This window comes from Mesorhizobium sp. U510, from assembly GCF_059180695.1.
Window position 1 is genome coordinate 1 of the sequence record NZ_CP180531.1, and the last position, 13,795, is coordinate 13,795.

At 61.1% G+C, this 13,795-nt stretch carries 16 protein-coding genes; 9 read left to right on the plus strand and 7 right to left on the minus strand.

Annotation, left to right across the window (positions count from 1 at the left end; translation table 11 throughout):
• Positions 1-228 precede the first annotated feature (228 nt).
• Genes ACLGL5_RS00005 through ACLGL5_RS00015 form a run of 3 tightly spaced genes read left to right on the plus strand, consistent with a single transcriptional unit; the run spans position 229 to position 4,806 of the window.
• A complete protein-coding gene (locus tag ACLGL5_RS00005; protein WP_019863886.1) occupies positions 229-708 on the plus strand; it encodes a MarR family winged helix-turn-helix transcriptional regulator in 480 nt (159 codons plus the stop codon).
• A gap of 37 nt (positions 709-745) precedes the next feature.
• Complete coding sequence (locus tag ACLGL5_RS00010) at positions 746-1,249, plus strand: (2Fe-2S)-binding protein (protein WP_019863885.1); 504 nt, start codon at positions 746-748, stop codon at positions 1,247-1,249.
• Positions 1,246-4,806 (plus strand): molybdopterin cofactor-binding domain-containing protein, encoded by a 3,561-nt coding sequence (locus ACLGL5_RS00015; protein ID WP_019863884.1) that lies wholly within the window; start codon positions 1,246-1,248, stop codon positions 4,804-4,806. The genes ACLGL5_RS00010 and ACLGL5_RS00015 overlap by 4 nt, the downstream gene beginning before the upstream one ends.
• A gap of 13 nt (positions 4,807-4,819) precedes the next feature.
• On the opposite strand, the gene ACLGL5_RS00020 is transcribed toward ACLGL5_RS00015, so the two are convergent.
• The 3 genes from ACLGL5_RS00020 to ACLGL5_RS00030 all read right to left on the minus strand — a co-directional run bounded on the left by ACLGL5_RS00020 (position 4,820) and on the right by ACLGL5_RS00030 (position 5,828).
• The gene (locus ACLGL5_RS00020) at positions 4,820-5,101 is read right to left on the minus strand and encodes a type 1 glutamine amidotransferase family protein (RefSeq protein ID WP_019863883.1); all 282 of its coding nucleotides are present in this window, start codon (positions 5,099-5,101) and stop codon (positions 4,820-4,822) included.
• Between the two features lie 135 nt (positions 5,102-5,236).
• On the minus strand, positions 5,237-5,587 hold the full coding sequence (locus ACLGL5_RS00025; RefSeq protein ID WP_019863882.1) for a hypothetical protein: 351 nt from the start codon (positions 5,585-5,587) through the stop codon (positions 5,237-5,239).
• Between the two features lie 70 nt (positions 5,588-5,657).
• Positions 5,658-5,828 carry a YdhR family protein gene (locus ACLGL5_RS00030; protein ID WP_080644030.1) on the minus strand — a complete coding sequence of 57 codons (171 nt, stop codon included), beginning with the start codon at positions 5,826-5,828 and terminating at the stop codon, positions 5,658-5,660.
• An 80-nt stretch (positions 5,829-5,908) separates the two neighbouring features.
• Between ACLGL5_RS00030 and tnpA the strand changes: the two genes are divergently transcribed.
• From tnpA to tnpC, 4 genes are all read left to right on the plus strand, one after another.
• Complete coding sequence (gene tnpA / locus ACLGL5_RS00035) at positions 5,909-6,358, plus strand: IS66-like element accessory protein TnpA (protein WP_494372697.1); 450 nt, start codon at positions 5,909-5,911, stop codon at positions 6,356-6,358.
• Positions 6,355-6,711, plus strand: a complete 357-nt coding sequence (gene tnpB / locus ACLGL5_RS00040; RefSeq protein ID WP_127213957.1) for an IS66 family insertion sequence element accessory protein TnpB — start codon at positions 6,355-6,357, stop codon at positions 6,709-6,711. Before tnpA ends, tnpB begins: the two co-directional genes overlap by 4 nt.
• A 75-nt stretch (positions 6,712-6,786) precedes the next feature.
• The gene (locus ACLGL5_RS00045; RefSeq protein ID WP_494372698.1) at positions 6,787-7,158 is read left to right on the plus strand and encodes a transposase domain-containing protein; all 372 of its coding nucleotides are present in this window, start codon (positions 6,787-6,789) and stop codon (positions 7,156-7,158) included.
• A complete protein-coding gene (gene tnpC, locus ACLGL5_RS00050; RefSeq protein ID WP_494372699.1) occupies positions 7,085-8,290 on the plus strand; it encodes an IS66 family transposase in 1,206 nt (401 codons plus the stop codon). The genes ACLGL5_RS00045 and tnpC overlap by 74 nt, the downstream gene beginning before the upstream one ends.
• 39 nt (positions 8,291-8,329) lie before the next feature.
• Here the strand turns inward: tnpC and ACLGL5_RS00055 are convergent, their stop codons facing one another.
• From ACLGL5_RS00055 to ACLGL5_RS00065, 3 genes are all read right to left on the minus strand, one after another.
• Positions 8,330-8,746 (minus strand): hypothetical protein, encoded by a 417-nt coding sequence (locus tag ACLGL5_RS00055; protein ID WP_494372700.1) that lies wholly within the window; start codon positions 8,744-8,746, stop codon positions 8,330-8,332.
• Positions 8,747-9,081: 335 nt separating this feature from the next.
• Positions 9,082-9,516 carry a RidA family protein gene (locus tag ACLGL5_RS00060; RefSeq protein WP_027047903.1) on the minus strand — a complete coding sequence of 145 codons (435 nt, stop codon included), beginning with the start codon at positions 9,514-9,516 and terminating at the stop codon, positions 9,082-9,084.
• A gap of 121 nt (positions 9,517-9,637) precedes the next feature.
• Entirely contained in the window at positions 9,638-10,357 is a 720-nt protein-coding gene (locus ACLGL5_RS00065) for a DJ-1/PfpI family protein (protein ID WP_027047902.1), read from the minus strand.
• A gap of 143 nt (positions 10,358-10,500) precedes the next feature.
• Between ACLGL5_RS00065 and ACLGL5_RS00070 the strand changes: the two genes are divergently transcribed.
• On the plus strand, positions 10,501-11,472 hold the full coding sequence (locus ACLGL5_RS00070; protein ID WP_027047901.1) for a GlxA family transcriptional regulator: 972 nt from the start codon (positions 10,501-10,503) through the stop codon (positions 11,470-11,472).
• Positions 11,473-11,551: 79 nt separating this feature from the next.
• Here the strand turns inward: ACLGL5_RS00070 and ACLGL5_RS00075 are convergent, their stop codons facing one another.
• Positions 11,552-12,061, minus strand: coding sequence for a Rossmann-fold NAD(P)-binding domain-containing protein (locus ACLGL5_RS00075; RefSeq protein ID WP_051112876.1), 510 nt, complete (start codon positions 12,059-12,061; stop codon positions 11,552-11,554).
• A 253-nt stretch (positions 12,062-12,314) separates the two neighbouring features.
• Between ACLGL5_RS00075 and ACLGL5_RS00080 the strand changes: the two genes are divergently transcribed.
• Positions 12,315-13,781: an NAD(P)-binding domain-containing protein gene (locus ACLGL5_RS00080; RefSeq protein ID WP_019863877.1), complete on the plus strand. Its 1,467-nt coding sequence runs from the start codon at positions 12,315-12,317 to the stop codon at positions 13,779-13,781.
• Positions 13,782-13,795: the final 14 nt, after the last annotated feature.

Here is a 13,795-nt window from a genome sequence, read left to right on the forward strand (position 1 = left end):
GCTGCTTTTATATACATTCACGATGGGACTTTGGTGCGGGTTGCGCCCCGCTAAAAGGCAAGCGACTGCGTCAGTTGCGCCTCTATGCCCCCAGGTCCGGCTGCCTAGAGACTGTCGAGCAATGCGGCCCGGAAATTGGATATGAAAGCAGCGGAAGCTGTCTTGCCTTGCGCGACGAGGGCGTTTTATGCATGCGTCCGATGCTACGACTTTGGATTGGGATGCGCGGTGCCCGAACACAGGCCAAACGAAGCGGATCGCATAGAGAATGCGGATCGCTATGTCTTCACGGACCAGGTCGGCTACCTACTTCGGCGGGCCTACCAGCGACATCTCGCAATCTTCCAGGCGACTGCCGGCGATCCGCAGTTGACGGCAGTTCAGTTTTCGACGCTGTGTGCGCTAAAGGACAGAGGCCCTCAGTCGCAAAGCGAACTGGTGAAGGCAACAAGCGTCGATCAGGGTACAATTCGCGGGATCATCGACAGGCTGAAGAATCGCGGATTGATCGCGTTTTCGAAGGACGGCGCGGATGCGCGCAAGGTCATCATCTCCATCACGGCCGCTGGTCTGCAATTGCTGGAAGCCATCGTGCCTCATGCGCGGGATGTTACGGAACTGACCTTGAAGCCCCTCAATCCGGCCGAGCGTATGGCACTTCTCCACACGCTTCGCCTACTGGGCGACGATACCGTCACGAACGACTGAAGCACGCCCCAGTGCCTGTAGATTTCAGCAGGTCAGGATGGCGGCCTTGATTGCGCTGAACGTAAACGGACTGGACGTCCAGGTCTCCGTCGCACCGTCGACGCCACTCCTCCTCGTGTTGCGAAACGACCTCGGCCTGAATGGTCCGAAATACGGTTGTGGCCTTGCAGAGTGCGGAACCTGTGCCGTCCTGGTCGGCGATACCGCGGTTCGCTCGTGTACGGTGCCTGTCGGCGCGGTCACAGGCCGGTCGATCACGACATTGGAAGGGCTAGGAAAGCCTGAGCACCTTCATCCCGTTCAAGCCGCGTTTGTTGCAAACAACGCCGCCCAGTGCGGCTACTGCATCAATGGGATGATTATCGCCACCGTGGCGTTGCTGAGAAGCAATCCCAGGCCGGACGAGACCGCGATTCGAACTGCCCTGCGCCACCATCTATGCCGCTGCGGCACGCATCTTGAAATCCTTGCCGCTGTTCGCGAAGCGGCTCTGGCCATATCGCAGGTCGCAGTCGCTGAGGCAGAGGAGACGGCCTCATGACCGGCCCGCGCGACCGGTCTGCCGCGGCCTATCTGGCAGATCCCGATACGCTTCTGGTTCTGCGTCCAAATCCTTTGGAGGGCAGGGACGACGAACCGTTCCTTGCGCTCGACGCGAAAGGCAACGTCACGGCGTTCAGTGGCCATGTCGATCTCGGCACCGGAATTCGCACTGCACTGGCCCAGATCGTGGCCGAGGAGTTGGATGTCCCATTCGACCGCGTCCGCATGGTCCTTGGATCGACCTCGGCCACGCCGGATCAAGGCGCGACGATCGCCAGCGAAACCATCCAGGTCACCGCAAAGCCGCTGCGAGCTGCCGCTGCGACCGCCCGCGCCCATCTAATGCAACTGGCTGCCGCGCGGTTTGCTATGAAGGCGGAAGACCTGGTCGTCGAGGACGGCGTGATCCGCGCGGCGAACTCGGAAGACAACCGCTTTGTTACCTTTGGTCATCTCATCGCAGGCGCCAACTCGCGCCTGCTCATCGATCCGCGCGCGCCCTTAAAGCGGGCTGCGCAATATCGCATCGTCGGCCGGCCGCAGCCACGCACCGACATACCGGCGAAGGTCACCGGCACGTTCACCTACGTCCACGACGTGCGTCTGCCCGGAATGCTGCATGGCCGCGTTGTCCGGCCACCTTATGCCGGGTTCGACTCCGGTGTTCATGTCGGCGCCAGCCTGATTTCCGTCGATGAGAACTCGGTGGCCAATGTGCTGGGCCTTGTGTCGGTCGTGGTAATAGGCGACTTCGTGGGCGTGGTGGCAGTGCGCGAGGAGCAGGCCATCGAGGCCATGCAACGTCTCGATGTGCGATGGCGCGCTGCTCCCGATATGCCCGACCTCAATGCGCCTGAGGCGGCGCTGCGCGGGAATCCATCATCCGCCCGCAAGCTGGCCGATCGGGGAGATGTCGAACGTGCACTCGGCGCGACAGCCAAGCCGATGCAGCGCACTTATGTATGGCCCTACCAGATGCACGGTTCGATCGGGCCTTCCTGCGCAGTCGCCGACTGGCGCGACGGCGGCCTCACGGTCTGGTCCGGCACGCAGAACCCATTTCCGATGCGCGCCGACCTGGCAAAACTTCTCGACATGCCGGAAGAGCGGATCGTCGTCGAGAGGCTGGAGGCTGCTGGATGCTATGGACGCAACTGCGCCGACGACGTAACAGCCGACGCAGCGCTTCTGTCGCACGCCGTCGGCCGCCCGGTGCGCGTCCAGCTTACCCGCGAGCAGGAACATGCGTGGGACCCAAAAGGTGCCGCGCAGGTCATCGACGTGCGTGGCGGCCTAGACGAGGAAGGGGGTCCGGCCGCCTATGACTTTGAAACGCGTTATCCGTCCAATCTGGCGCCGACCCTGCCGCTGATCCTGACCGGGAAGGTTTCGCCAGTCGCGGAAGTCGCGTTGATGGGCGATCGCACGGCCGTGCCTCCCTACGCGTTCGGCAATCTGCGCGTCACCGTTCACGACATGCCTTCGCTGGCGCGAGCCTCGTGGTTTCGTGGCGTCTCGGCGCTGCCAAACAGCTTTGCGCATGAATCCTTCATCGACGAGTTGGCGACGGCGGCTGGGGTCGATCCGATCGAATACCGGCTGCGCTATTTGACCGATCCGCGCGCGATCGATCTGGTACAAGCCGTGGCTGAGCGCGCCGGGTGGAAGCCGCATACACAGCCTGGCACGCATGGCCGCGAAGGCGACATCCTCTACGGGCGCGGCTTTGCCTATGCCGTCTATGTCCACGGTCCTTTCCCGGGCAAGGCCGCCGCGTGGGCGGCCTGGGTCGCCGACGTCGCGGTGAACAAGGTTACGGGCGAGATCGCGGTCAGCAAAGTCATCTGCGGCCAGGATACCGGCGCGGTAATCAACCCCGACGGCGTTCGCCATCAGATCCATGGCAATGTCATTCAGTCGACCAGCCGCGTTCTGAAGGAAGAGGTCAATTTTTCCTCCACCGCCGTGGCCAGCCTTGAATGGGGCGCTTACCCGATCATCGGCTTTCCTGACGTACCGGACATCGATGTGCTGATGGTTCCGCGTCCCGACGAGCCCCCGCTGGGCGCCGGCGAGTCCGCCTCCGTACCCAGCGCCGCCGCGATTGCAAATGCAGTGTTCGACGCCACCGGCGTGCGTTTTCGTGAACTGCCGTTGACTCCCGAACGGGTTCGCGCCGCCTTGAATCCGCTGCCGGTTCCGCCGCCATCGAACGAAAATAGGCGAACGGCCAAACATTCGAGCCTGAGGTTTGCCTGGCCACTCGCCGGCGCCTTTTCCGGCGCCGTCGCCCTCGGCGCAGGGATTTTTCCATTCAATGCGGCCATAGCCCCGGTGGCGCGTCCGCTGCCCGATGTCTTTTCGCCCGCCACGATCGAGCGTGGCCGGCTGGCGGCGGCGGCAGGCGCGTGTAGCGTCTGCCATGTCGGCGCCAACGGCATGCCGTTTGCCGGGGGCAGGGCTCTCGAAACCCCCTTCGGCATCGTCTATGCCACCAACATCACCCCGGATGAAGGAGCCGGCATCGGCGCCTGGTCCTATCCGGCATTCGCCAGGGCAATGCGCCAGGGTGTTGCACGCGACGGACATCATCTGTATCCGGCGCATCCCTACACATCCTTTGCCAAGGCGAGCGAGGCTGATCTGCAGGCGCTCTATGCCTATCTGATGGCGCAGCCCGCCGTGGCGGCGAAAGTACCGCAAACACAGCTGCGTTTTCCCTTCGGCATACGGCCACTGATGGCCGGGTGGAACACACTCTTCCTATCACCATCGCAGGCACCCATTGACCCGAACCAAAACGCTGCCTGGAACCGAGGCGCTGAACTGGTCGAAGGCCTTGGCCATTGCAGCGCCTGTCATTCGCCGCGCAACGCCATAGGCGGAGAGATCAAGGGGTCGTTGCATCTTGCCGGTGGCGTCGCCGACGGCTGGCACGCACATGCACTCACGGCAAAATCCTTCGCTCCGATCGCCTGGAGCGAAAAGGCTTTCTATGATTATCTGCGCACCGGCCATTCCGCTGAACACGGGGCGGCGGCGGGACCAATGGCCCACGTGGTAGATTCACTGGCACCTCTTCCCGACGCGGACATCAGAGCGATGGCGGTGTATCTCGCCAGTTTCAACGTCGGCGGCGAAAAAACGTCACCAGCCGGCTCGCCGGCCGGCAGCGCTATGGCCGCTGCAGATCTGGCCGCCCCTACTGCGGCGGCCGCATTTCCGCGCGGCGCGCGCCTGTTCGACGGTGCTTGCGAGACCTGTCATTCGAAAGTGTCCATCACGTCGCTGGCCCTCAACACCAATCTTCATGCCGATGCTCCGGACAATCTCCTCCACGCCATCCTGCAAGGCGTCTCGGCGCCAGCTGCCTCGCCGCTCAGGGCAGACGTTGGCGATTTTGGTGTCATGGCGATGCCGGCCTTCGGCGGCGTGCTGGATGATGCCGATCTGGTTGACCTCGTGGGCTATCTAAGGGCGCGTTTCGCCCCCGGCAAACCCGACTGGCAAGCCATCCCGGACTCACTCGCCGCCCTCCGATCCGCTCATCATTGAACCAACGGAAATATCACATGCTCAAAAACACCAACGTGCCCGCCGAAATGGCCGGGCGAGATGGTGTTCCGACCGCTCGGGGCACAAGTAGGGTATCGAGCGGTTCTTGGACCAAAGGATTGGCATTGATGGTCAGGGGAGACTCGCTCTCGACCACGGCGCCATTTAAGGACATAACCGTCAGCTGGTAAGCGCCTGGATTGTGCCGTTCGGCCCATTGGAACACCTCCAGCGGCCCGCTCAGATCAAGCAGGTTAAAGCCGGGGAAGACCAGAAAGCCTTTGTGCCGCGTCATAGCTGAAATCGAACGATTATGGCAATTACCAACTTTACCGAGCCATTCGCCGGCACCCTCGTCAACCCGTTCAGAGCTCGCCGAGCGATTTACCGGCGAGCCCTATGAAAACGACCATTCGGCCAAGCTCCGGGATCACTCCTCGAAGCCGGGATACTCCATGAATAGCGCAACATACCGCGCGGGTTTCTGACCATAGGTCTTGGAGATGTCGGCCAGAGCGATGTTCAGCGCGCGGGTCGCTTGGTGTGCATCGAGCGGCGCAAGGGTGCGGTCGACCGACTTGGGGCCACCCGCAACGAGGTCGGGGAGGACGACAAGGCCATGGGCCAGTCGGACTGGAGCTTTGCTCGCTGCGACCGCGAAGGCCATGGTAATTCCCGCCGTGCTATAGGATTCCGCAGTCAGTGCGAGCGCAATCTCGTCGTCGCCCGTCTTGACTGGGATGCCGAGCGTGACTTGTGGTTTCGTATTGCCGTTTGGCATGTCGGCATTGTCGGGATCGGATTTGAAGGCGTCGCTGTTGTGCCTCGAGTCCCAGTTTTCGATGCCAACATCACGGGCGATAGACCCCGCCCGCGACGCCTCGATCAGGCGCCTCGGTCCACACCTTCCAGATCAGTCCGGGCTCCTGGGCGATATCCAACGCCAATCCATATAGCGCACGAGCCATCTCTTCGCCCCACGGCCCAGGGAACTCGAATTCAAACACCAGAAGCGTCGTCATGGTCGTAAGCGCTGTTCCGGCAGCACCTTTCGCGCCTGACCGTGAGGAACGATGTTTGGAGCCTTTGAGGGCTTCGACATATGACGATTTCAGAGCTTACGCTTAAATCTAGGGATCAAGAGCCGGTTCGTCGGCTGGAGATATTCACCGGCTCCGGTCGGCGGCGGGAATGGCTGCCGGATGAGAAGGCGCGAATAGTGGCGGAAAGCTACGAGGTCGGTGAGACCGTGAGCGCGGTGGCCCGGCGATATGCCTTGTCGCCGCAGCAGTTGTTCGCGTGGCGTCGAGCCGCTCGTCAGCCGTTGGTGGCATCGCCGGCACCCGAACCGCTCTTCGTGCCGGCGATGGTGACGGTGCCGCCGCCTCCGGAACCCTCGCCAGTGCGTCCAACACGGCCGCGAAAGGGGAAGACGGCCCGAGATACTGGCGTGATCGAATTTGAGATCGACGGCATCGCCATGCGGGTCGGCCGTGGCGCCGACGCCAGGACGGTTGCGGCGGTCATCCGTGCGCTGAAGGCAACGTCGTGATCGGGCCGACGGGCGCCGTCAAGGTCATGGTGGCGACGAAGCCAGTGGACTTCCGCAAGGGTGCGGAGGGGCTGGCTGCGTTGGTGCGCGAGACGATGGGTGCCGATCCGTTCAGCGGCGCAGTCTATGTCTTCCGCGCGAAACGAACGGATCGGATCAAGCTGATCTTCTGGGACGGCACCGGCGTCTGCCTCTATGCGAAGCGTCTGGAGGATGGCGAGTTCCGATGGCCGAAAGTGCAGGATGGCGTGATGCGGCTGACGGCCGCTCAGTTGTCGGCGCTGCTTGAAGGGCTCGATTGGCGGCGGGTTCATGAAGCCCGCCGGACGCTCGCCCCGGCGCAGGCGGGTTGATCCGCGACCAAGTGAATCAGTCTGGATTCCGCTGTCGCCCGGAGCTGGCGAATATGGTCTCATCCGATCATGGTGATGACGGCGGACCAGCTTCCCGACGATCCGGATGTGCTGAAGGCGATGGTCCTGGCGCGCGACGTCGAGAATGCTCGCCTGACCCAGATCATCAAGGAATTGCAGCGTCACCGCTTCGGCCGCCGCGCCGAGAGCCTGCCCGAAGATCAACTGCTCCTCGGCCTCGAGGAGGCCGAACAGATCGAAGCGGCAGGCGAGGAAGAGGCCGAACGTGCCGATCCCGCCACGCGCAAGGAGCGCACCGCAAAGCGGCGGGCGAACCGAGGGTGCTCTGCCGCCTCATCTGCCGCGCATCGAGATGGTCGTCGACATCGAGGACCATGCCTGCCCATGCTGCCGCAACGGACTTCATCGGATCGGCGAAGACGTTAGCGAACGGCTCGACATCGTGCCGGCGCAACTGCGCGTGATCGTCGTGCGGCGGCCTAAATATGCCTGTCGTGCCTGCGAGGACGTTGTCGTGCAGGCTCCAGCGCCCGCCCGGCTGATCGAAGGCGGCCTGCCAACCGAGGCGACAGTCGCCCAGGTTCTGGTCTCCAAATATGCCGATCACCTGCCGCTCTATCGTCAGGCGCAGATCTACGCCCGGCAGGGCATCAATCTGGATCGCTCTACACTCGCCGACTGGGTCGGCCGCGCCGCTTGGCACCTCCGCCCGGTCCACGAGCGGCTGCTGGAGAAGCTGAAGTCCTCGCCCAAACTCTTTGCCGACGAGACCACGGCGCCGGTGCTGGACCCCGGCCGGGGCAAGACCAAGACCGGGCAGCTCTGGGCTTACGCCCGTGATGACCGGCCATGGGACGGGAGCGACCCACCGGGCGTCGCCTATGTCTATGCGCCGGACCGAAAGGCGGAGCGACCGATCGCCCATCTGGCGGGCTTTGCCGGAATCCTGCAGGTCGACGGGTATGGTGGCTATCGGGTGCTCGCAGACAAGAGCGGCGCAACGCTCGCCTTCTGTTGGGCACACGTGCGCCGGCGCTTCTACGAACTCGCCGCAGCCGGCCCAGCGCCGATCGCGAGCGAGGCGCTCCGGCACATCGCAGAGCTCTATCGCGTCGAGGACGACATCCGCGGTCAGCCGGCAGACGCACGTTGTGCCGCGCGCCAGGAAAGGAGCCGGCCGATCCTGGCCGAGCTCGAGCCATGGCTGCGCGAGAAGCTCGGCCTGATCAGCCAGAAGACCAAGCTCGCCGAGGCGATCCGCTACACGCTCTCTCGCTGGGAAGGACTCTCGCGCTTCCTCGACGACGGCCGCATCGAGATCGACTCCAATACCGTCGAGCGGTCGATCCGCCCGATCGCGCTCAACCGAAAGAACGCCCTCTTCGCGGGCTCTGACGGCGGGGCTGAGCACTGGGCCGTCGTCGCTTCGCTGATCGAGACGTGCAAGCTGAATAACATCGAGCCATTTGCGTATTTAACCGGCGCGCTCACTGCCATCGTTAAGGGCCACAAGCAGAGCCAGATTGAGGGTCTCCTGCCGTGGAATTTAATCCGGTAGGGTAATATGTGCCGAAAGACTTCTGTCGGCCCGAAGCGATCATTCGCCAATCGGATATTGGGCGTAATGATCATGGATAAATAGAAGGGCGGCTTTCTGGGACGCCGTCAGCTTCACGCTTTCTTCGTCGCGATGCCCCAACCGGTATTGCCGGTCCATTTCCAGAAAGGTGTTGCGAACCTCTGGCGGCAGCGGTTCCACGGACGTTATTGTTCCCGAGAAAAAATTGCCACCAAGAACCGATCTCCCACTTCTCCGGTCAAATTTGCAATAATCCTGGGTGGTTATCCTTCGCGAAATCACGACCGTCTCGTCGACACCAAGAACAAGGCATACTGCGACAGCCCCGTTTTCACTGACGGCTTGAAAAATATCGCCAACTTCCAGGCGACCAAGCAACTCTTCCCGAGATAAATTCTCGAATTTGAAATCGTGCGTGCAATGCTCCACGAACATTACTCCTACATTTTCTTCTGCTTAAATGATTGCCAGGGACCATAGACGAAACGACGAAGGGCGCAACGTCCCCTTGTGGTGCAAAGCTGCCGTCCCCGTCATGGCGGCAGCCTTCAACTGCATAAAGCATTTTGCTCAAGGTGCGACCGGGACACCGCTTACTCATGGTCCGTCCTTTCCAATGATTGAAATTTCGCGCCCGTCAGCTCGGGCGGGTGCCGATAGCTGGTCGACCATTGCTTTGTGCGCATTCGTTGGATGCTTGCGCCCCACGAAGCATGCCTACACGTGGCAGTCGGCTCAAAACCACCCATTAGCCGCTCGGCCATTCACAGCTAGTCTGCTGAAATCGCCACGATCGCTTCCACCTCGAAAAGCATACCGTCGAGGGCCAAGCGCGGAACCGGGATTAGCGTGGCCGTCGGCATCAGGCCTGGACCATAAGCACGCGCGAACTCCTCGCCGAGAATGTGAAGCTTCTTCTCATCATGATCGACGACCAGCATCGTTTGTTTGACGACGCTCTGCAGATTGGCGTCGACTGCGGCCGCAGCGACCGCAAGATTCTCGAGGGCTTGCCGTACTTGAAGACGGAAGTCAGGTGAAAGTGACCCGTCCGGCGTTTCACCGCCTTGCCCAGCTATAAATGCGATGCGGGCACCCATGCCGAGCCTGGCAACATGGGAATAGCCATTAGCCGACGGGTCATAGAGGCCGGCAGGATTGATGAACTCGAATGCTCGAGTCTGTTCCGTTTTTGCATTTGCCAATGGTTTGTCTCTCTTCTGCTGGGTTTGTGGTCGATTTAGTCGTAACCACGACGGAAGCGATAGGTGACCCCGTCAAGCTGTAGCAGTATTGCGCTAGAGCTCGACGAAAGTCCTCGCGTCCTTACATCGCAACAGACTGACTGGAGCCTGGCCGTGGCTGATATTTCGAAACTGCCTCGTTCACGCATTGCGAGAAGAAGCCCTTGCCGAAGGCTTTGACTTCTTCCGTAAGCTCCGGCCCCGCCAATTCGGCCGTGCCGACACCGAAAATTGCCTTAGGGTGGTATTCGACGTTCAGTTCCTGCAACTTGGCGGCATGTTCACCACGAAGGCGAGACAAAACGAGAAGGGCTGCCTCAAAGCCGCCAGTCGCGGGACCAGCTGTAAACAGCTTGCCGTCTTCAACCACGGAACCGCCCTGGACGACGTCGCAGCCGAACTCAGCCAAGCGATCGATACATTGAAGATTGGTTGTTGCGCGCTTGCCTTGCAGCAAACCAGCCGCGCCAAATAGCAGGGCGCCAGCGCAAATCCCGATAAAGTAGGGCTCGTGCATGGCCTGCTCTTGAACGAAGGCAATGGTTTGCGGATCTGAATATACCTGCGGTGCCATGGCTCCCGCCACAAGAACGTCCAACTGCGGGCACTCTGCATATGTTGTCGTTGCGGCCAGCGGGAGGTCACCCCATGCTTGGATCAACTCCTTGGTCTTTCCCACATGGTAAAGCTCCACACCTGATGAGAATCCTAAAACCGATTGGACCCCAACCACGTCCATCAATAAAACCCCAGGTTCGATAAGCACGCCCACCTTGATGGGGCGATCTGCAATCTCGTTCACTTTGGACTCCAATCCTCAAACATCCTTTTGCGGTCCGCAGCTTAGTCCCACGCCGTTTGGCGTAAACGACAATAAATTGACGATTTACGCCAAAATCGGTACTGATGCTCGTGGGGAGGCCATCGCGGAACAAAGGTCCACTCATGCAGCCAACGAAATCGGTGCAACTCATTGCTTTCTCCAGGATGAGTTTTCTGGATATTTCCGGGCCGCTCGACGTGTTCCTCACCGCAAATCTCATCGTCGATGGACCTCATCAGCCTTATGATGTCTCTGTCGTCACGGCTGCTGGTCCTGTGGAGATGCCCGCAGGCATTTCCATTCATGCCAACCTCTTGAGCGAGGATACGGCGCCGCCGCATACATTGATTGTGCCGGGTGGACCGGGCATTCATGCCTTATGCGAGGGTGACCGGTTCAAGTCGATTTTCGAGGTGCATGCCAAAAAGGCGAGCAGGCTCGCGTCAGTATGCACCGGAGCCTTTGCATTGGCTGCTGCTGGGCTGCTTGATGGGCGCCGGGCAACGACACACTGGCAGTCCTATGACGACCTTGAGCGCCGTTTTCCCAAGGTGATCGTCAAACGTGGCCCCATCTTTGTCAATGACGGTCATATCTGGACATCTGCCGGCGTGACCGCGGGAATAGACCTCGCGCTTGCGATGGTCGAACAGGATCTTGGACAAGCTGTGGCGCTCGAAATTGCCCGCAACCTTGTGATGTTTTTGAAGCGACCGGGCGACCAGGCGCAATTCAGTGTTCCCCTCACATTGCAATCCGAGAGCGGTCGTTTCTCCGACCTTCATGCCTGGATGAGTGCCAATCTTGCTGAAGACTTGTCGATCCCTGTGCTCGCAACCCGTATGAACATGAGCGAGCGCAGTTTCCTGCGGCACTATCGCAGTCATACGAGACGCACACCGAGCAAGGTGGTTGAAGCGCTGCGCCTGGAGGCGGCGCGCCATTTGCTTCTCAATACCGATCATCCCATGAAAGATATCGCCGCCCGATGTGGTTTTGGGAATGAGGCAACTTTCTTGCGGCGGTTTGGCAAATCGTTTGGCACCAGCCCCGGCCAGCATCGCGCACATTTTGGATCCCAGATGCGCGATTAGGCGGTCAGCCACCTTCGCTTGTTCGGCAACCACTGCTACCCGGGGATGGCCCCACATCCCTCCTGAAGAAGTGCGTGGCTTATTTTGAATGCTTGGTAATTACATAGTCGGCGGCCTCTAGAAGCGACGCCCGCAAGTCGACAGAAGCAGTGATTACAGTCGTCTGACCTGCGGGCAACGAGATCCTATCGGACCAGCATGTCGGGTAGCCAGTCCTTGACGCTACGTGGGTGAGCCCAAGCAGGCGCTGTGCGCTGGTGACTTCGGCGATCACATTGTCCGGAACCTGCGAAAGTGCCTGGTAAAAGCCAACTACATTGGCGGCGGCGGGGCCGAACATTGGCTCGATCAGTTTGCCGAACGCTTCCGGCGTCAGGGCGTCGAAACTGATGGTGCGGCCGAATTGCTCCGAGAATCCTGCGGCGAGATCCGCGCCCCTGAGACCGGGCAGTTGGCCCACGCCAACGACACCGGTCACTGATGTGTCGGTAAGGAGCCGTTCGGCGACCTCGGCCACGTCCAGATGCGAACTCCATGAGACCGGGTAGTCGGCGCGCACTGGATAGCGCAGTACGCCCTCGGCCTTCACCGGATGCGCCGATGCTGGACGACTGCATCCATCAAGCCACGAGACGCAACAAGTCGTGCGCGCAATGCTATCGCTGAGCGCATGGTGGTCGCGTTAATTTCTGCTTCTAGAGAGCGATAGCAGCGCGCCGAAGCGACTGCGGATCACCTGAGAGGCCGATGAGACAGCCATCCGTTTATGATCTCGACGCGATAGTGCTGATCGTCTTTTCGACAAATGGCGCGAGGGGCAGCTTGGCTTGGGGGCGCATCGTATGAGTTTGGTGGAGCTCGAAAGCCTGGTCAAGCGCCAGAATGCCTTCATAGACTTCCCGAACCGGCCGTGGATGCCCGAGACGACTTCGCCGAGGGGGCATCTCTATGACGTCGTGATCGTCGGAGCCGGGCAGAGCGGGCTTGCGGCTGCCTATGGGCTTATGCGCGAGCAGGTGACGAATATCATCGTGCTTGATGCGGCTCGCGAGGGGGAGGAGGGCCCCTGGACAACGTTCGCACGGATGATCACGCTGCGAACGCCGAAGATGCTTAGTGGGTTGGACTTTGGCAATCCGTCGCTGTCGCCGCGCGCCTGGTTCGAAGCGCAGTGGGGCAGGTCAGCCTGGGACGAACTCACAAAGATTCCGCGAGGTATGTGGCAGGATTATCTGATCTGGTACCGGCGCGTGCTGGGCATTCCGGTGCGCAACGAAAGTCGCATAATCGACATCGCGCCCGCGCCTGCGGCAGGGCTCTCTCTGCGGACTGCGGACGGTACCGAATATCTGGCTCGCAAGCTCATCCTTTGTACGGGTCTCGACGGCAGCGGCCGATGGGAAGTTCCATCGGTGGTGCGCGAAGCGCTGCCGCGCGATCGCTACGCCCACACTGCTGATGCAATCGATTTCGATGCTCTTACCAGGCGCCGTGTCGGGGTCCTGGGAAACGGTGCGTCGGCATTCGACAATGCGGCGATGGCGCTTGAAGAGGGGGCTGCACAGGTATCGCTCTGCCTTCGCAAGGAGAGCTTTCCACGCGTCAATGTCCATAAATGGATGGAGACCCCGGGTTTTCTCGGTCACTTCGCGTCGCTTCCCGACCTGGCCCGCTGGCGCTTCCTGCGTCAGGTCACTTCGGTGAGCCAGCCGCCGCCTCAGGACACGTTCTGGCGCTGTAAACGCCATGCGAACTTCTCACTGCACACCGGCGCAGCCTGGACTGCCGTGGCCATGGATGGTGATGAGATCGTCGTCGACACCCCCAAAGGGCGGATGCACTTCGATTTCCTGATCGCTGGAACCGGAATATCCCATGCGTTGCATCTACGTCCGGAGCTTGCCGGCATCGCCAATGAGATCGCCACCTGGAACGACGTCTTCACGCCGCCCGCGGATGAGGCAGACGCCTACCTGGGTCGAGCACCTTATCTGGGCGCGGGCTTTGAGTTTCAGGAACGCAGGCCCGGAGCGGCACCTTATCTGCGTCGCATTCATAATTTCAGCTATGGCGCGACCCTCAGCATGGGGTTGTCGGCGGCCTCCATCAGCGGCATGCGCTACGGCATCCCGCGCTTGGTGCGGGGCGTCGTCGGAGATTTGTTCAGGGAAGACCAGGACAGGCATTTCGCGTCCCTGCTCGCCTATAGCGACGAGGAAATCTCCACGCTGGAATTGCCAGACGACCCATCGCTCATTCCCGGTCCGCCGATAGCGACCACCCGGGATACAACCGAGGTGTCGGTTTGATCTTGATGGCGACG